The sequence below is a fragment of the Saccharothrix mutabilis subsp. mutabilis genome, assembly GCF_039521145.1.
GTDB classification, from domain to species: domain Bacteria; phylum Actinomycetota; class Actinomycetes; order Mycobacteriales; family Pseudonocardiaceae; genus Actinosynnema; species Actinosynnema mutabilis.
The window spans coordinates 117,664-135,070 of the sequence record NZ_BAAABU010000022.1 but is presented as its reverse complement, the minus strand read 5'-3'; the positions used below and the strand labels follow the sequence as shown (position 1 = coordinate 135,070).

Here is a 17,407-nt window from a genome sequence, read left to right as displayed (position 1 = left end):
AGTTAAGCCTTCCAGCGCCGATGGTACTGCACTCGTGAGGGTGTGGGAGAGTAGGACGCCGCCGAACATTCTTTCCCTCAGGGGCACCCGACGACTCAGGTGCCCCTGAGGGCTTTTTGCGTTACGGTCCCGCCATGGCGGACGTCCACCGGCACCACGACCTGGCGGAGTTCTGGGCTCTGACCAGGGACTTCTACACCGCGGACCCGGTCCTGCACACCGTGCCCATCACGGCGGCGGAACTCCGGCTCCGCAACCCGATCCCGGACGACGAACCGCCGCTGCTGGTCACCGTGACCGACGGCGGCCGGGTGGTGGGCGCGGCCCTGCGCACCCCGCCGTTCCCGCTGGAGGTCACGGGACTGCCGGTGCGGTGGGCGCCGGCCGTGGCCGAGGCGTTGGCGCACGAGGACGTCGAGCTGCCCGGTGTCAGCGGTCGGCGGGACTCCGTCGAGGCGTTCGTCCTCGCGTGGACCGAGCGCACCCGCTGGAACGCGGAGGAGCGGCAGTCGCTCCGGCTGTTCCGGCTGGACGAGCTGGACCCGCCGCGGGACGTCCCGGGTTCGGCCCGGCTCGCGACGGAGGCCGACCTGGACCTCCTCGTCCGCTGGCACTACGCGTTCGTGGACGAGTCGGTCCCGCACGAGCCGGACCTGGACCGGTCGCGGCGGTTCGTGGAGCGCGCCTTGGCGGTCGGCACGGGGCAAGTGCTGTGGGTCGACGGCGACGAGCCGGTGTCGCTGGCCGCCGCGAGCACCCCGTTGTCGGGCATGTCGCGGGTCGCCCCGGTCTACACGCCGCCGGAGCACCGCGGGCGCGGGTACGGCTCGGCGGTCACGGCCGCGGTGTCGACGTGGGCGATGGAGGCGGGCGCGGAGCACGTGGTGCTGTTCACCGACCTGGCCAACCCGGTCTCGAACTCGATCTACCAGCGCATCGGGTACCGGCCGGTGACCGACGCGGCGGAGTTCGCGTTCACCGAGCCCGCTCCGGGACGTGGCTGAGCAGGTCGCCCGGTTGGCACTGCAGCACCTCGCACAACGCGGTGAGCGTGCTGAACCGGATGGCGCGCGCCCGCCCGTTCTTGAGGATGGACAGGTTGACGACCGTCACGCCGACCCGTTCGGACAGCTCGGTCAACGTCATCCCGCGCTCGGCCAGCAGCCGGTCGAGGTGCACCTGGACGCTCACACCGTTCCCTCAAGCTCCTCGCGCATCGCTGCGCTGGTCCGCACGATCTTCGCCAGGGACAGCATGCCGAGCCCGGTGACGACCGCCCACCACGGGAAGTCCCACTCGGTCAGGAAGTCCATCGCGTACGACGGCACGACGGTGGCCCGCCGCTGCAACCAGGTCCGGGCGACGGCCTCGACCAGGGTGGTGGCGGGCAGGGCGACCAGCAGGTACCAGCCGAACCGCCGCACCCGGTCGGCGGTGGCGTCGGTGTGGATGCCGTGCCGGGTGGCGTGTTCGAGCAGGAGGACGAGCAGCAGGAACGCGCCGGCGGTGGCGAACGCGGACGGGGCGTGCCCCAGGAACCCGAGCACCTGGTCCCACCAGGTCGCCTCCGCCAGGCAGATCCGCGTCCCGGTGGGGTACGTGCTGACGACGTTCCGGTACTCCTCCGGGCGCACCGGGCCGGACGAGAGGACCCGGCTGGTGGTGAAGCACAGCTGGAACGTGAGCGACTGGTACAGCGTCATCAGCGCCCCGAACGCGAAGCCGACCGCGGTCGCGGCCCACAGGAACCGCACGACCCGGGTGAACGGTTGCAGCGGGTTCACCAAAGACGACATGTACCCCCCCATATCGTTTTTCGATATTATCGAGAAACGATACCCCCGAAGGCTTCGCGCGTCACCGGCCGGCCGCGCGCCGCGGACGAGAACACCAGGGACGTCGTCGTGTCGCCGTACCGCTGGGCCTGCTCGACCAGTTCCTCCAGCTCCACCATCGACCGGCACACCACCCGCAGCAGCCAGCAGTCGTCACCGGTCACGTGGTCGGCGTCGAGGACCTGCGCCATGGTCACGATCCGCTCCCGGAACCGGGGCGTGTCCAGGCTGCGCACCCGCACCCGCACGATGGCCTCGATCGGCAGCCCCAGCCGTTGCGGCGACACCACCGCCCGGTACCCGGTGATCACCCCGGCCTGCTCCAGCCGCCGCACGCGCTCGGTCGTCGCGGGCGCGGACAGGGACACGCGCTTGGCCAGCTCGGTGAACGTCATCCGCCCGTCCCGCTGGAGCAGTTCCAGCAACTTCCAGTCCAGGTCGTCCAGTTCCACCGGGGAATCGTAGGCACAAGGCCGCGAAGACCTGGACTTCCGCATGTGCTCGGCAACGGCCACCCAGCAGGATTTCCACCATGACGAACACGCTGCGCTTCAGCCCCGCCGACCCCGCCACCGCCGCCGCGTTCTTCGCCGCCGAGCTGTCCTTCGAGGCCGACCCGGACGACGTCGTCCGCGACCTGAAGGAAGGCACGACCGCCGGCTTCCAGCTCGTCGAGGCGCGCAGCGCCGAGGCGTTCGCCAAGGCCCGCATCCCCGGCGCGGTCAACCTGCCGCACTGGGAGATGGACGCGGAGACGACGAAGGACTGGGACCGCGACCTGGTCTACGTCGTCTACTGCGAGAGCTTCGAGTGCAACGCCGCCACCAAGGGCGCGCTCAAGCTGTCCACGCTCGGGTTCCGGGTGAAGCGGCTGGCCGGTGGCATCCGGGCGTGGCTGGACGCGGGCTACCCGGCCGAGGGCAGCGAGGTCGAGCGCCCCGGCAACCTCCACGGCGTCACGTGCGACTGCTGATCTAGTCTCGGACGGGTGACGCGCCTGCTCGTGCTGCAACCCGATGACAGCGACCCGATCGCCCGCCTCGGCGACTGGCTGACCGCCGCCGGGGCGGTGCTCGACGTCGTGAAGCCCTACGAGCGGCCCGTGCCGGAGACGCTCGACGGGTACGCCGGTGTGGTGTGCCTGGGCGGCGCGATGGGCGCGCTGGACGACGCCGAGCACCCATGGCTCGCGGACGTGCGCAAACTGCTCTCGCACGCCGTCGCCAAGCGGGTGCCGACGTTGGCGATCTGCCTCGGGGCGCAGCTGCTCGCCGTGGCCACCGGTGGCCAGGTGCGGCGCAACCCGCAGGGGTCCGAGGTCGGCGTGCTGCTGGTGGCCAAGCGGGACGTGGCGGGCGCGGACCCGCTGTTCGCCGAGCTGCCGTGGACGCCGGACGTGCTCCAGTTCCACCAGGACGAGATCGGCTCGTTGCCGCCGACCGCGCAGCTGCTCGCGTCCTCGCCGAAGTGCGCGAACCAGGCGTTCCGGGTCGGTGAGAACGCCTACGGCATCCAGTTCCACATCGAGACCACGCCCGAGATCGTGCTGCGCTGGGCCGCCGGCGCGCCCGACGCCGCCGCGTCCGCCCGCCTCGACCCGGAGCGGCTCGACCAGGGCCACGAGGACATCGCCGAGGTGTGGCAGCCGTTCGCCGAGAGGTTCGTCCGCCTGGCGGCCGGGGAACTCGCGCGGCGGAGGAACCTGCCGCTGGTGTGACGAACCTCCGCCGATGTGAGTGTTCATCGGCCGTCAAGGTAGCGTTCATCCACGACTGTGTCGGTTCAGCCGGAGGAATCAGCGTGGATGCCTCGCTCCTCGTCATCATCGTCGTCATAACAGCGTTGGCATTCGACTTCACCAACGGCTTCCACGACACCGCCAACTCGATGGCCACGTCCATCGCGACCGGCGCGCTCAAGCCCAGGACGGCCGTGGCGTTCTCCGCCGTGCTGAACCTGGTCGGCGCGCTGCTGTCGGTCGAGGTCGCCAAGACCATCTCGGGCGGCATCGTCGACGACGCCCGGATCACCCCGGCCGTGGTGTTCGGCGGCCTGGTCGGGGCGATCATGTGGAACCTGGTCACCTGGTACGTGGGCCTGCCGTCGAGTTCGTCGCACGCCCTGTTCGGCGGGCTGATCGGCGCGACGTGGATCGCGTCGGGCACCGACGCCGTGCACTTCGCGAAGGTGGTCGACAAGGTCGTGGTGCCGTCGATCGCCGCGCCGCTGGTCGCGGGCATCGTGGCGCTGCTGGCCACCTACCTGACCTACCGGCTGACCAAGCGGGCCAAGGCGTCGGTGGCGGCCAAGGGCTTCCGGGCCGGGCAGGTCGCGTCGGCGGCGCTGATGTCGCTGGCCCACGGCACGAACGACGCCCAGAAGACGATGGGCATCATCACGCTGACCCTGATCACGGCGGGGACCCTCGCGCCCGGCGCCGAGCCGCCGCTGTGGGTGATCCTGAGCGCGGCCATCGCCATCGCCCTGGGCACCTACCTGGGCGGGTGGCGCATCACGCACACCATGGGCAAGGGCCTGACCACGATCGAGGCCCCGCAGGGCTTCGCGGCGCAGACCAGCGCGGCGACGGTGATCATGGCGTCCTCGCACCTGGGCTTCGCGCTGTCCACCACGCACGTGGCGTCCGGCGGCATCATGGGCTCCGGCCTGGGCCGCCGGCTGGACGGCGTGCGGTGGGGCGTGGCCGGGCGGATGGCGCTGGCCTGGATGCTCACGCTGCCCGCCGCGGGCATCGTCGGCGCGCTGGCCGGGAAGGTCGCGTCCACGGGCACGGTCGGCGTCGTCGTCGTGGCCGTGGCGGGCGTGGCCGTGTCGCTGGGCATCTGGCTGCTGTCGCGCCGGGAGCCGGTGCGGCCGGAGCACATCGTGGACGAGATCGCGGCGCAGGCCGAGACGCACAAGGTGGCGGCATGAAGGTCGACTGGGCGGCGCTGGGCACCGTCTTCGGCGTGAGCCTCGGCGTGGTGCTGGGGCTGGTGGTGCTGTTCGCGGTGGCGCTGCGGGCGCTGTCGGCGCGGGAGGACGCGCGGGAGCGCGGCGGGTCGGCGGTGGTGGCCACCGGGGTCGCCGGCGCGTGCCTCGTGGCGTGCCTGACCGTCGTGTTGTTCGGTATCTACTTGATCGTGGCGCGCTGACGCTTCACCGCCCCGCCTCCGGGACTACGGTGTTCGTCGATGACCGATCCAGCGCGCACCCCGACGTCCCCCGCTCGGTTCGGCCTGACCGAGGCACGCGGCGGTGACCACCTGCGGGCGGCCGGGTGGTGGGCCGACCGCCGACCGTCCGAAGGGGCCGAGCCGATCCTGTGGGCGCTGTCCCGCAGCCCTGACCCGGACCTGGCGCTGCTCGGCGTGGACCGGCTGCGCGTCGCGCTGGGTGACGCGTGGGCCGAGCTGGACGACGCGTTGCGGACCGGCGACGTGTTGCGCGGCCGGCTGCTGGCGGTGCTCGGGTCGTCCACCGCGCTGTCGGACTTCCTGGTCGCCAACCCGGCGCGGTGGCGGTCCCTGGCCGAGGCCGAACCGGTGGACGCGGAGTCGTTCGCGCCGGCGCTGGTCGCCGCCGTCGACGGGCTGACCGGCGCGGACGCGGTGCGGGCGCTGCGGCTGGAGTACCGGGCGCTGCTGTGCCGGGTCGCGGCCGAGGACCTGGCGCACGTGGTCGAGCCCGAGCTGCCCTACGTCAGCTACGACGACGTCGCCGGGCTGCTGTCCGACCTGGCCGTGGCGGCTCTCAAGGCCGCCTTGGACGTGGCGCACCGGCAGGTGCCGCGCTCGGACGAGTGCCGCCTGGCCGTGATCGCGATGGGCAAGTGCGGCGCGCGGGAGCTGAACTACGTCAGCGACGTGGACGTGGTGTTCGTCGGCGAGGGCGACATCGGCGTGGCCACGCGGCTGGCGAGCACGATGATGCAGGTCGCGGGCCGGTCGTGCTTCGAGGTGGACGCCGCGCTGCGGCCCGAGGGCAAGGCCGGCGCGCTGGTGCGGACCCTGGACGGGCACGCGTCCTACTACCAGCGGTGGGCGCGGACGTGGGAGTTCCAGGCGCTGCTCAAGGCCCGGCCGGTCGCCGGTGACGAGGAGCTGGGGCAGCGGTACCTGGAGGTCGTGCGGCCCCTGGTGTGGATGGCGGCCGAGCGCGCGGACTTCGTGCCGGACGTGCAGGCCATGCGCCGCCGCGTGGAGGACCACGTGCCGCTGGGCCTGGCCGACCGGGAGCTCAAGCTGGGCCGGGGCGGCCTGCGGGACGTCGAGTTCGCCGTGCAGCTGTTGCAGCTCGTGCACGGGCGCGGGGACGAGGCGCTGCGCATCCCGACGACCACGGCGGCGCTGGCGGCGTTGGGCCGCGGCGGGTACGTGGGGCGCACCGACGCCGCCGACTTCGGCCGCGCCTACCGGTTCCTGCGCACGCTGGAGCACCGGTTGCAGCTCCAGCGGCTGCTGCGCACCCACCTGTTCCCGGCCGACGACGACGCCTCGGCGTTGCGCCGGCTGGCCCGCGCGGCGGGCTTGCAGGGCGAGGGCGGGCTGTCCGAGGGGCAGGTGCTGCTGGCCGAGTTCCGCAAGCGCGCGAACCAGGTGCGGCGGCTGCACGAGAAGCTGTTCTACCGGCCCCTGCTGCAAGCGGTGGCGAACGTGCCGACCGAGGCGTTGCGGCTGACCACCGGCGAGGCCGCCGCCCGGCTGGCGGCGCTGGGCTACGCCGCGCCGGACGGGGCGTTGAAGCACATCGAGGCGCTGACCCGCGGGGTGTCGCGGCGGGCGCGCATCCAGACGGCGCTGCTGCCGGTGCTGCTGGACCTGCTGGCGACCACGCCCGACCCGGACGGCGGGCTGCTGTCCTACCGGCGGGTGTCCGAGGCGTTGGCCGAAACGCCCTGGTACCTGCGGCTGCTGCGGGACGAGGGCACGGTCGTGGACCGGCTCGCGGCCCTGCTCGGCACGTCCAAGCTCGTGCCGGACCTGCTGGTGCGGGCGCCGGAGGTGCTGCGGCTCTACGCCGACACCGCCGCGCTGGCCGGGCGGGACCCGATGACCATCGGCAACCCGCTGCGCAGCACCGTGTCCCGGTACAACGACCTGGACCGCGCCGTCGCCGCCGCCCGGTCGTTGCGCCGGCACGAGTTGCTCCGCGTGGCGTCGGCGGACCTGCTCGGGCTGGCTCCGCTGCGGACGGTGTGCGTGTCGCTGTCCGAGGTGTGGGTGGCGGTGTTGCAGGCCGCTTTGGACGCCGTGCAGCGGTCGTCGGGGGAGCCGTTGGCGTCCCTGGCGGTGATCGGCATGGGCCGGCTGGGCGGGCGTGAGCTGGGATACGGGTCGGACGCGGACGTGATGTTCGTGTGCGAGCCGTTGGCCGGCGTGTCGGACTCCGACGCGGCGCGGTGGGCCAGTTCCGTGGTGGAGAAGGTGCGGCGGCTGCTGTCCGCGCCCTCGCAGGACCCGCCGTTGCAGGTGGACGCCGACCTGCGGCCGGAGGGGCGGCAGGGGCCGTTGGTGCGGACGTTCGAGTCCTACCGGGCGTACTACGCGCAGTGGTCCGAGCTGTGGGAGGCGCAGGCGCTGCTGCGGGCCCGGTTCATCGCCGGCGACGCGGAGCTGGGCGCGCGGTTCCTGGAGATGGTCGAACCCGTCCGGTACCGGGCGCAGGGCCTGGACGCGGCGTCCGTGCGGGAGATCCGGCGCATCAAGGCGCGTGTCGAGGCCGAACGGCTGCCGCGCGGCGCGGACCCGTCCCTGCACACCAAGCTGGGCCGGGGCGGGCTCGCCGACGTGGAGTGGACCGTGCAGCTGTTGCAGTTGCAGCACGCCTTCGCCGTGCCGTCGCTGCGCACCCCGTCCACGGTGCGCGGGCTGCGGGCCGCCGAGGAAGCCGGGCTGGTGACCGCCGACGACGCGTCCGCGCTGCGCGAGGCGTGGATGATGGCGACCCGGGCGCGCAACGCGATCGTGCTGGTCCGCGGGAAGGCCGGGGACCAGCTCCCGACCGCCGGGCGCGACCTCGCGGCGGTGGCCGGCGTGATGGGGCACCCGGGCGACCCCGGCGAGTTCCTCGACGCCTACCGCCGGACCGCCCGCCGCGCACGCGCTGTAGTCGAGCGCGTCTTCTACGGTTCGTGAACACTGGAGAGCGTGAAGGCGATTGCGCAGAACTCGTTCGGAGATGTGGACGTCCTCTCGCTCCAGGAACTGCCCGACCCGGCGATCAGCTTCGACCAGGTGCTGGTGGAGGTGCGGGCGGCGGGCGTGAACCCCGTCGACCGGCTCATCCGCCTCGGCTACGCCAAGGACACCCTGCCCCACCACTTCCCGCTCATCCCAGGCTGGGACGTGGCCGGCGTGGTGCGCGCCGTCGGGCCCGCGGTCGAGGGGTTCAAGCCGGGTGACGAGGTGTTCGGCTACCAGCGCAAAGACCACGTGCAGCACGGCACGTACGCGGAACTCGTCGCCGCCACCGAACGCGGCCTGTGGCACAAGCCCGCCGCGCTGTCGTTCGAGGAGGCCGGCGGGCTGGCGCTGACCGGGCTCACGGCGTTGCAGGCGCTGCGCAAGGTCGGCGTGGCGGAGGGCGACACGGTGCTCGTGCACGCCGCCGCGGGCGGGGTCGGGCACCTGGCCGTGCAGGTCGCGCGCGTGCTGGGCGCGTCCCGGGTCATCGGCACCGCGTCCCCGCGCAACCACGACTACCTGCGGTCACTGGGCGCCGAACCGGTCCCCTACGGGGACGCCCTGGTCGACAACGTGGCCGAACTCGTCGGCGGGGACGGCAAGGTGGACGTCGCGTTCGACTGCGTGGGCGGCGCGGCGCTCAACGACTCGCCCGCGCTGGTGCGCGACGCGGCCCGGATCGTGTCCATCGTGGACACCAACGTGCTGGAGATCGGCGGCGCCTACGCCTACGCCAAGCCCGTTCAGGCGGACCTGGAGTGGCTGGCCCGGCACGCCGAGAGCGGCGAGCTGAAGGTGACGGTGCAGCAGACGTTCCCGCTGGCGCAGGCCGCGGAGGCGCACAGGCTGCTCGAAGGCAGGCACGTGCGCGGCAAGATCGTGCTGACGGTCTGACGGGTGGTCGGGGCCTCCCGGTTCGTCGGGAGGCCCCGGTCCCGTCTCAGTCCTCGTCGACCGTGGGGACGGAGGTGAGCAGCTCGACCACCCACTCCTCCACGAACGAGTCGTCTCCGTCCTCGTCCGGCACGAGCCGGTTGGAGACCTTGACGCCCAGGCCGAGCACGTCGGCGGCGCCGATCGCCTCGATCGCCTCGGCGGCGGAGCCGAAGATGTTGGTGGACAGCACCTGCGCGGTTGCGACGTCATCAGACACGGCGCGACCCTAACCGCCCACCACGATCGTGCGACGACCTACCCCTGGTGCACACGGCGTCCGCGGGCGCGCACGCAGCGTGGACAGGGGTATGCCATCCAGCTGCACGCATTGACTATTGGTGGTTGTTCTGCGGAAACTGACGGGGCTCCTGGGGGAGATGAACGTTCGCACGCGTGCGCCCGGACGAAGGACGTCATGGACGACGAGATCCACCAGCACCACCGCAAGAAGAACAACGCCGCGCTGAAGGTCGGCCTGGTAGTCCTCGGCGTGCTCGTGCTGCTGGGCGTCGTCCAGGCGGCCACGGCGGGCACCGTGGGCATCGGCGCACTCAGCGTCACCTTCCAGTCGAGCACCCCGACGACCACCCAGAAGAGGACGTCCGCGACCGAACTGGACGGCGCCCTCGCCGGCACGACCACCACCACGGACCAAACCCCGACCACGACGGCGGAGACCAAGGTCGCCACCGGCTCGTGGAAGGTCACCCGCGGCCTGCTGACGGTGGAGGTGACCAGGGTGGAGAACGCCGGCGGCCGGCTGCGCCTGCACGTGACGGCCATAAACGCCAGCACGGCGAAGATGGACCTGCCCCTGGCCTCCGTCTCGGCCGTCGACGACACGAACCGCGACTACGGCGCGTCCCTGTCCACCAGCAAGTGGCCGGCGTCGATCGCGAAGAACTCCAGCATCAGCGGGTACGTGGAACTGGACCAGCGAGTGCCTTCCCAGGCTTCCTCGCTGACGCTCACGTTCTCCGGCATCATCGGCCAACTCGCCCCCACGGGCGGCGAGGTCTCGGCGACGGGCGTGCCCGTTCCGCGGTAGCGCGAACCGCGCAACGACAGAGGGCCGGGTGACTGGAGCAGTCACCCGGCCCTCGGCCTTCGTCCAGGACGCCGGCTTCAACCAGTGGCCGGTCGAAGCCCCGCGCCGATCACACGTCGTAGTACTGCCAGCGGTCGGCGGTGACCTGCGGTTCGCTCTGCCGCACCTACTCTGATCTGCGCGTTTCCACTCGACGTTGACCGTCGTTGAGCATCACTGATCCACATCTGACGGCCTGACGACGGCCTGATCTTGAGTGGTCCTGAATCGACGCCTTCAGTCAGTCGAAGTGTCGGAGTCGTCCTCGACGTCAAACGTCAGCCCGCTCAACTCGGCGAGTCGTGCGCTCACCTCATCAACGGTGCGGCCCTTCACGCGAACTGTGAACGTGATGTTCTGTCCAGGAGCGTTCTCCCTCCAGACCTCACTCGGCCCGCCGCCGATGTCTGCGACGAGGGTCTGAAGAGCGTTCCTGGCCTCTTCTTCTTGCTCTGAGCCGATCGGTACGACGATCGTTGCACTGGTGGCGAGGTCGCTCATGTCGCACCTCCTGTTCTCGGTGCAGTACGCCGGTGCAAGTGTCACGCCGTCACAGCAGTGGTCAGAAGTGCGACCGTAGACGGTCACTCTTTCGTGTTCGTACACCCATGACACTGACCGTGGGCAAGGCGGCGAAGCCGTCGCGGCAGCCGATCGCCGTGCCCAGCGCTGTCGGGCCGCGTGACCGCGCGATCGTCCCGAGCCCGGTCGCTGGAAGTGCTCAATAGGTCGGCGACAACGTGGTGGCGCGCCGCCGGCCCAGCCACGTGCACCGACTCCGCGCGCGGCCGACGGGCGGAGCGGAGCGGGAGCCCGGCGTGCCGCGATGCGGGGAGTCGGTGCAACGTGAGTCGCACCTGGCCGCGCGCCGCCGCAGGCGGCGCGCCTTGATCCCATAGAGCCAAGTTCGGCAGAGCTACGCGGAGTGGACGGCGCGGGCGAGGGACACCATGTCCGTGGTGATGGCGTCGGGGCGCTCCGCCGCGAACAAGTCCGCCTTGCCGGGCTTGTTGGCGTAGCCGATGACTCGGGCGCGGGCTGCCTGGGCGGCGAGAAGATCGGTAAGGGAGTCCCCGACCAGAGTGCACCTGGATGCCTGCACGTTCAGAACGTTGGTGGCCTGGTCGAGCAGGTGCGGGCTGGGCTTCAACAGCTCGGGATCGGACTGAGTGCGAGCGGAGACCATGTGGATGAGCGGCGTGAGGTCGTGGCGGTGCAGGTAGGTGTTCACGGCTGCCCGGGAGTTGTTGCTGACGATCGCTAGCTTGCGGCCGGTTGTGCGCCACGCATGGATGAGGTCGTGTGCGCCTGGAGTGGGCGGCGCGGTGGTGGCGGCTTCGACCTCGTGCGCTCGTAGGGCGGCCTCGATGTAGCGGGCTTCGTCCATGCCGAGTGTCGCGGCATAGGTGAGGACGTCGAACGGGTCTTCGGTCTTCTCGACCACGGCGGGCAGCTCCTTGTGGCCGCCCTCGGCGAGTACACGGCGAAGCTGGTCGGCGACATGTTGAGCGGGGAGGTTGGCGAAGACCGCGCAGACCGGGCCGTCGAAGTCGAGCAACAGTGCGTCGGTGGCCGCCAGGATGTGTCGCAAGACCTCGGGGTCGTCCACCGGCACGTGCTCAGCCGTCACCGCTTGTACTCCGTTGCGATGGTGTTCCACAGGCTGTCGAACCAGGTCCGGGCCTGCTCGACGTACTGACTACCGGTACTGGTGTCGTCGTCGTTGGCGCTGTGGTGAAAGAGGATCGCGTCCTTGCCCATGAGGTCGTAGATCGCCTGCGTCTGTCCACCAAGGGAAAGGACGTGTTCGCGGACGGGGTAGAAGCCAAAGAAGGCTTCGTCGTTGTTGATCAGGTAGAGCTTGAACAGGGGTGCGGCCGGGTGGACGCGGACCTCAGCGGTGGCTTCCTTGACCAGGCCCAGTGCGCCCAGCTCGGTCACGTTGTCCACGATCGCCAGGGTGTGGCGGCGCATGATCTCGGCGGCGCGTTCGCGGAAGGCGGGGCTGTCGGCCTGGTCCTCGACGGTGCAGGGGACCGACCACGGGACGGTGGGGTCGGGCACCAGGATGCGGACGTGGACGGACTCCGGTGTGAGTCGGCCGATGCGGATCTTGTCCAAGGGTTCCTGGATGACGCCGTGCAGGGTCTCGCCGGAGAAGCCGGCGAAGTCGATCGTGACGTGGTCCTGGTCGAAGGCTCGTTCGATGTGGGGGCGCAGTCCGACCGGGCGCTCTGTGCGCTCTCGGACGAAGACGCCGCTGCCCTGCCTGGAGACGATCAATCCTTCGTCGCGCAGCTCGCGTAGAGCGTTCTGCACGGTCATCGGCGCTACGTCGTACTTCCTCGCCAACTCAGCGCGGGAGGGCAGCTTGTCCCCGGCCTTGAAGACCTTGGTCAGGATGGCGGCTCGAAGGGCGTTCGCCACCTGCACGTATGGCGGTCGCGGGTCGTTCGGGTCCAGCGCCATAGCTCCCTCATCTCGGCTGGCCTCGCGCAAAGCGGTGCAAAGTGAGCGCAAAGCGGTCTGTTCGCAGTATGTTCGCGCGCGAACATGCAGCCTGTCTAGCCAGCCTAGGGAGCTAGCTACCTGTACCGCTTGACTTGTCTAGCCAGGCTGGCTTACCTTGTGAGTTGTCTAGCTCGTATAGGCGGGCTAGCTGACGACGGAGGTAGCTAGTCATGGCGGTTCCGTACGGCACTCGGTTCGCGGCCTCGTTCGACCAGGTCTTCCCGATGGGGGCGTTGATGGTCGGTGAGGTCGCGCCGGACATGGAGTACCTGAGCGCTGAGGACCGGGGGCGCGGCAAGCAGGCGAAGCAGCGCGTGGACGAGCGCACGGGCAAGCGGCAGTGGAAGGTGGTCGTGACCGACCCGTCCGCCGAGAAGGAGCGGGACGCGTCGGTGACGGTGACGATCCTGGCGGACGTCCAGCCGGTGCCGCCCCAGTCCGTGCAGGTCATGCCTGGTGTCGAGGTGCGGCCGGTCTCGTTCGAAGGGTTGACGGTCGAGCCGCGGGTGATGGGCGACAAGTTCAGGTACCAGGGGTTCACGATCCGGGCTACGGGCATCGCTTCGCCGCAGGTGGGCGGGGCTCCGAAGCGGTCCGGCGAGAAGCCGGCCCAGGGCGAGCAGAAGGCGGCCTGACGTGTCGCGGCCGTCTCGTGAGGCGGTCGCCCGGTGGAACACCGCGTACGCGGAGCAGACCGAAGCGCTGTTCGCCGCTGCTGCCTCGGACGAGCCGGTGGCGGCGCTTCGGCTGGCGGTTGGTTACTCGGCGGTGGCGCAGGCTTGGCGGATCTTGGCCGCTGATCTGGCCGTGGCCCTGTGGGCTCGTCATGCCTGCTCCATCGCCGCTGAGGAGTTCGAACGGCGGGCGCGTGTGGAGCAAGCCCGCGTCAACCTGATCGACCCGAACAAGGGGGCCGGTGGTGGCGCAGCCGAAGAAGCGTGACCTGTGGAAGCTTGCGATGGAGTGCGAAACGTTGGCGCAGGTGCACGAGGCGTTGGGGAAGGTGATGCCCGCGCCTGACGCAGGTCCTACTAGCTGGCGGACGTTCTACCAGCACAGCGCCAAGGCGTACGCGCGGATCGCGGAAGTGGATCGGGGACACCACCACGAAGCCCTGTACTGGGCGTCCCGTGAGCGGGCGAACGGAGAGGCGATCAAGGGCAACTCGTCCACATCGGACGCTGATTGACGGCGGTCGGGCGGGTGCTCTGGGTGTAGTGCCCGCCCCTTGCCAACACAACTGAAGACGATCACTGACCTGTTGGTGGTCGCCGGTGAACAGCCCTGAGTCTTGGCGGGCCTGGAACTGTTCAGCCGACGACATGCCGACCGGGTTTCTCGCGCGCTTTTGTTGTCACACAAGGGGTTCCGGTCATGTCAAGGGTAAGGGCTACGGGGGGTCGTGCGTCAAGTCGGCGTCCCTCGACTACGTGGAAGTTGCCCAACGGGCGGCGGTGTGGCGGGTGCAAGCGGTTCGGTATCTACGCCCCGAACCAGTTCACGTGCTGCCGGTGCCTGGGGTGGTTGCCGCTGATCTTCATCGTGCGTGCGGGTGGTGCGCGATGAACGGCGGGAAGTGGGTGGACCCGGCTCCGTTCGAGGGTGCTCGGCCTCGGGTGCCGTGGTGGATGTTGTTGCCGGGCAGGGTGAAGTGGCTGGCGGGCCTGCTGGCCTTGGTGTGGCTGCTGCTCGTTCTCGTCGTGCGCCTGGTGCTCCTCGTCGTCCGGTATCCGGTGGCCACGTTGGTGCCGGCGTTGGCGGCCTGGTGCTGGTTGCGGTTCGGCCTGTCGCCGCTGGTCTTGGCGGTGTTGTCGCTGGTCTGTGCCTTGTCGGTCTGGTACGGGTTGGCGCGGGAGTCGTTCCTGTGGCACTGCTGGTACCGGATCGTCACCGAGTGGCGGCGGGCGACCGTGTACGTGCCTCGCTGGCGGACCGTGGTGCGGCTGGCTGAGCTGACCAAGGACAGCCGGGGCCGTGAGCACCGCCCCAGGTTGCGGCGCGTGCGGTCGGAAGGCTGGCGGGACCGGGTGCGGGTTCGGATGATCCCTGCCCAGTCCCCGGAAGCCTGGGAGCTGCGGCGCGAGGGTTTGGCGCACTCGTTCGGTGCTCGGTCGTGCCGGGTGCGGGTGCTGCGGCCCCGGCTGTTGGAGCTGGACTTCGTGCACCGTGACCCGCTGCTGCGGCCCTTGCCGGTCCCGGCCTTGGTGGACTCGGCGGAGGTGGACCTGCGGCGGGTGACGGTCGGCCGGACGGAGAACGGCAAGCCGTGGCGGCTGCGGCTGCTCGGGTCGCAGGTGCTCGTGGTCGGCGTACCTGGCGCGGGTAAGGGCTCGGTGTTGTGGGCGCTGGTGTGGCAGCTCGCGCCGGCGGTCCGGGCCGGCCTGGTGCGCCTGGTGGGCATCGACCCCAAGGGCGGGATGGAACTCGGGCAGTGCCCCGACGCCTTCGACCGGGTCGTCTACGACAACGGACCGGACGCCGTTGCGCTCCTGGAAGAGATCGCCGCTGAGGTCAAGGAGCGGGCCACCCGCTACCGGGGCATCCGGCGCTTGTGGGCACGGTCAACGGGTGAGCCGTTCACGGTCCTGGTGGTGGACGAGCTGGCGGACCTGATCGCGTACCAGCCGGACAAGCAGCTTCGGGAGCGGGCGGCGCGGGCTATCCAGACGATCACCTCCCAGGGCCGGGCACCGGGGTACGCGGTCGTGGGGCTGGTCCAGGACCCGCGCAAGGAGGTCGTGAGCTTCCGGCACCTGTTCACCACGCGGGTGGCGCTGCGGCTGGACGAGCCGCAACAGGTGGACATGGTCCTCGGGGACGGTGTCCGGCAGCGCGGGGCGGCGGCGCACGAGATCAGCGAGAACACACCCGGTGTCGCCTGGGTGAAGACGGACGGGCAGCGGGAGCCGGATCGGGCTCGGGCCTTCCACGTCACGGACGCGGACCTGGTCGAGCTGGGCTTGTTCCTCGCCCCTGCGACCGTCCACGAGTTCCCCGGCCAACCCGGCGGCAGCGAGGGTGGTGCTGCGGCATGAGCGGCGGGACTCGCGCGGAGCGGATGCGTCAACCGATGGCGCTCGACGTGGTCAAGGCTGCTGCTGAGCAGCACGGGGTGTGCGTGCGGCCGTTCACGATGGAAGTCGAGGACCGGGAGAGCTTCGAAGTCCGGTACGTGGCCGTGCCCTGTGGCTCGACCATCGAGAGTGTCTGTGCACCGTGTGCGAAGAAGGCCAAGGCGTTGCGGATGGCGCAGTGCCGGGAAGGGTGGCACCTGACGGAGGAGCCCGACTTCACGCCGGACCCGCCCAGTCGTGATCAGAAGGAGCTGTTGACCTTCCGGGCGGATCTGGTCACGGCGTACCGGGATGCGGTCGAGGGCGGCCAGGCGGGCGACGCGGACGAGTTGCGGGACGAGATCCACTCGGTGGACGCGGAACTTCGGCAACTCGGTGTGCGGGGCCGGCTGCCCTCGCCGGATGCGCCCGCTAAGCGTCCGGTCAAGCGGTCCACGAAGCGGCGGCAGGATGCGCCGGAGCTGCCTCGACGGCGGGTGGAGAAGCGGACTGTGGGGCGGGAGTACGCGGGGCGGTTCCGGCCGTCCATGTTCGTCACGCTCACCCTCGACACCTACGGGCGGGTGCGCGATGACGGGACGCCGGTGGACCCGGACAGCTACGACTACCGGCGGGCGGCTCGGGACGCGGTGCACTTCGCGTCCCTGGTTGACCGGTGGTGGCAGAACCTGCGGCGCGTCGCCGGGTGGGACGTGCAGTACTTCGCCACGGTCGAACCACAGCGCCGGGCCGCTCCGCACCTTCATGCGGCATTCCGCGGCTCGGTCCCGCACGACACCATCCGGCTCGTCACGGCGGCTACCTACCACCAGGTGTGGTGGCCACCGCACGACGAACGCGTCTACAGCGGGGAGCACCTGCCGGTCTGGGACGGCAGCGCCAAGACGTTCGTGGACCCGGACACTCGCCGGCCGCTGGCCACGTGGGAGGACGCGGTTGAGGCGGTGGACGAGCCGGCGCACGTCGTGCGGTTCGGGCGGCAGGTGCACTCCAAGGGCATCCTCGGCGGCACCGAAGAAGCCGGACGGCACATCGGGTACTTGACCAAGTACCTCACCAAGTCGATCGGTGAAGTGGTCGAGCAGAAGACCGACCGGCAGCGGCGGCACGCTGACCGCCTGGCGGACGAGCTGGCCATGACACCCTGCTCGGACCGGTGCGCGGTCTGGCTGCTCTACGGGGTCCAGCCGCGCAACGCCGGCTCCCGCATGGTCCCGGGGCACTGCAAAGGGCGGGCGCACCGCCGGACCACCCTCGGCCTGCCCGGCCGGCGGGTCCTGGTCTCGCGCAAGTGGTCGGGCAAGACGCTCGCGGACCACCGGGCCGACCGGAAGCGGTTTGTCCTGGAAGCGCTCAAGGCCGTGGGCATCGAGAAGCCCGAACGCGACACCTCACACCTGTCCTGGCACCTGGTCCGGCCCGGCGACCCGAACGTCCCACCGCGCGCGCACCTACTCATGCACGCCATCGCCCAACGGGTCACGTGGAAAGCGGAGTACGACCGCGCCCTACTCGCGGCCAGCGGTGCACCGCCGGATCTTTCGGCAGTTCCACAAGCGGCCTGAGCAGGGGAGGGGGACGGCAATGAGCGGGAACGAGTTCGACCGGCTGTGGGGCGTTGACGATCTCTCGGCGTTCCTGGGTGTGCCGGTGCACACCATCCGTGGCTGGCGCAGCAAAAACTACGGGCCACCGGCTCGGAAGGTCGGCAAACACCTGCGGTGGGACCCGGCCAAGGTCCGCGAGTGGTTCGAGCGCCTGGACCTCGACGCGGCCTAG

Annotated in this window: 21 protein-coding genes; 14 read left to right on the top strand and 7 right to left on the bottom strand. The window is 70.7% G+C overall.

Annotated features, from left to right (window positions below):
- The first annotated feature begins 134 nt into the window (after positions 1-134).
- Entirely contained in the window at positions 135-1,004 is an 870-nt protein-coding gene (locus ABD126_RS32050) for a GNAT family N-acetyltransferase (protein ID WP_343938067.1), read from the top strand.
- Here ABD126_RS32050 and ABD126_RS32045 read toward each other — a convergent pair.
- The 3 genes from ABD126_RS32045 to ABD126_RS32035 are packed head-to-tail and all read right to left on the bottom strand — an operon-like array spanning position 976 to position 2,287.
- Positions 976-1,191: a helix-turn-helix domain-containing protein gene (locus tag ABD126_RS32045; protein WP_343938065.1), complete on the bottom strand. Its 216-nt coding sequence runs from the start codon at positions 1,189-1,191 to the stop codon at positions 976-978. The genes ABD126_RS32050 and ABD126_RS32045 overlap by 29 nt on opposite strands.
- Positions 1,188-1,796, bottom strand: a complete 609-nt coding sequence (locus ABD126_RS32040; RefSeq protein ID WP_343938063.1) for a hypothetical protein — start codon at positions 1,794-1,796, stop codon at positions 1,188-1,190. Before ABD126_RS32040 ends, ABD126_RS32045 begins: the two co-directional genes overlap by 4 nt.
- A gap of 26 nt (positions 1,797-1,822) precedes the next feature.
- Entirely contained in the window at positions 1,823-2,287 is a 465-nt protein-coding gene (locus tag ABD126_RS32035; protein ID WP_343938061.1) for an Lrp/AsnC family transcriptional regulator, read from the bottom strand.
- 80 nt (positions 2,288-2,367) lie between these two features.
- Between ABD126_RS32035 and ABD126_RS32030 the strand changes: the two genes are divergently transcribed.
- The 6 genes from ABD126_RS32030 (at position 2,368) to ABD126_RS32005 (ending at position 8,914) form a co-directional block, all read left to right on the top strand.
- A complete protein-coding gene (locus ABD126_RS32030; protein ID WP_343938059.1) occupies positions 2,368-2,808 on the top strand; it encodes a rhodanese-like domain-containing protein in 441 nt (146 codons plus the stop codon).
- Positions 2,809-2,823: 15 nt separating this feature from the next.
- The gene (locus tag ABD126_RS32025) at positions 2,824-3,552 is read left to right on the top strand and encodes a type 1 glutamine amidotransferase (protein ID WP_343938057.1); all 729 of its coding nucleotides are present in this window, start codon (positions 2,824-2,826) and stop codon (positions 3,550-3,552) included.
- 83 nt (positions 3,553-3,635) lie between these two features.
- Entirely contained in the window at positions 3,636-4,769 is a 1,134-nt protein-coding gene (locus ABD126_RS32020) for an inorganic phosphate transporter (RefSeq protein WP_343938055.1), read from the top strand.
- Entirely contained in the window at positions 4,766-4,990 is a 225-nt protein-coding gene (locus ABD126_RS32015) for a hypothetical protein (RefSeq protein ID WP_343938053.1), read from the top strand. The genes ABD126_RS32020 and ABD126_RS32015 overlap by 4 nt, the downstream gene beginning before the upstream one ends.
- A 39-nt stretch (positions 4,991-5,029) precedes the next feature.
- Positions 5,030-7,972, top strand: a complete 2,943-nt coding sequence (locus ABD126_RS32010) for a bifunctional [glutamine synthetase] adenylyltransferase/[glutamine synthetase]-adenylyl-L-tyrosine phosphorylase (protein WP_343938051.1) — start codon at positions 5,030-5,032, stop codon at positions 7,970-7,972.
- Positions 7,973-7,984: 12 nt separating this feature from the next.
- Positions 7,985-8,914 (top strand): NADP-dependent oxidoreductase, encoded by a 930-nt coding sequence (locus tag ABD126_RS32005; protein WP_343938049.1) that lies wholly within the window; start codon positions 7,985-7,987, stop codon positions 8,912-8,914.
- Positions 8,915-8,960: 46 nt separating this feature from the next.
- On the opposite strand, the gene ABD126_RS32000 is transcribed toward ABD126_RS32005, so the two are convergent.
- Positions 8,961-9,173: a hypothetical protein gene (locus ABD126_RS32000; protein WP_343938047.1), complete on the bottom strand. Its 213-nt coding sequence runs from the start codon at positions 9,171-9,173 to the stop codon at positions 8,961-8,963.
- A 198-nt stretch (positions 9,174-9,371) separates the two neighbouring features.
- Between ABD126_RS32000 and ABD126_RS31995 the strand changes: the two genes are divergently transcribed.
- Entirely contained in the window at positions 9,372-10,004 is a 633-nt protein-coding gene (locus ABD126_RS31995) for a hypothetical protein (RefSeq protein WP_343938045.1), read from the top strand.
- A gap of 276 nt (positions 10,005-10,280) precedes the next feature.
- On the opposite strand, the gene ABD126_RS31990 is transcribed toward ABD126_RS31995, so the two are convergent.
- From ABD126_RS31990 to ABD126_RS31980, 3 genes are all read right to left on the bottom strand, one after another.
- Positions 10,281-10,544 (bottom strand): hypothetical protein, encoded by a 264-nt coding sequence (locus tag ABD126_RS31990; RefSeq protein WP_343938042.1) that lies wholly within the window; start codon positions 10,542-10,544, stop codon positions 10,281-10,283.
- Between the two features lie 415 nt (positions 10,545-10,959).
- Positions 10,960-11,673: an HAD family hydrolase gene (locus ABD126_RS31985; protein ID WP_343938040.1), complete on the bottom strand. Its 714-nt coding sequence runs from the start codon at positions 11,671-11,673 to the stop codon at positions 10,960-10,962.
- On the bottom strand, positions 11,670-12,512 hold the full coding sequence (locus tag ABD126_RS31980) for a GntR family transcriptional regulator (protein WP_343938038.1): 843 nt from the start codon (positions 12,510-12,512) through the stop codon (positions 11,670-11,672). The genes ABD126_RS31985 and ABD126_RS31980 overlap by 4 nt, the downstream gene beginning before the upstream one ends.
- Before the next feature lie 212 nt (positions 12,513-12,724).
- Here ABD126_RS31980 and ABD126_RS31975 point away from each other — a divergent pair, with 212 nt between their 5' ends.
- From ABD126_RS31975 to ABD126_RS31950, 6 genes are all read left to right on the top strand, one after another.
- A complete protein-coding gene (locus ABD126_RS31975; protein ID WP_343938036.1) occupies positions 12,725-13,189 on the top strand; it encodes a hypothetical protein in 465 nt (154 codons plus the stop codon).
- Between the two features lies 1 nt (position 13,190).
- A complete protein-coding gene (locus ABD126_RS31970) occupies positions 13,191-13,496 on the top strand; it encodes a hypothetical protein (RefSeq protein ID WP_343938034.1) in 306 nt (101 codons plus the stop codon).
- A gap of 16 nt (positions 13,497-13,512) precedes the next feature.
- The gene (locus ABD126_RS31965; protein ID WP_343938032.1) at positions 13,513-13,743 is read left to right on the top strand and encodes an AMED_5909 family protein; all 231 of its coding nucleotides are present in this window, start codon (positions 13,513-13,515) and stop codon (positions 13,741-13,743) included.
- A 373-nt stretch (positions 13,744-14,116) separates the two neighbouring features.
- Positions 14,117-15,589 carry an FtsK/SpoIIIE domain-containing protein gene (locus ABD126_RS31960; RefSeq protein ID WP_343938030.1) on the top strand — a complete coding sequence of 491 codons (1,473 nt, stop codon included), beginning with the start codon at positions 14,117-14,119 and terminating at the stop codon, positions 15,587-15,589.
- Positions 15,586-17,193 (top strand): replication initiator, encoded by a 1,608-nt coding sequence (locus tag ABD126_RS31955; protein ID WP_343938028.1) that lies wholly within the window; start codon positions 15,586-15,588, stop codon positions 17,191-17,193. Before ABD126_RS31960 ends, ABD126_RS31955 begins: the two co-directional genes overlap by 4 nt.
- Positions 17,194-17,212: 19 nt before the next feature.
- Positions 17,213-17,407, top strand: coding sequence for a helix-turn-helix transcriptional regulator (locus ABD126_RS31950; RefSeq protein WP_343938026.1), 195 nt, complete (start codon positions 17,213-17,215; stop codon positions 17,405-17,407).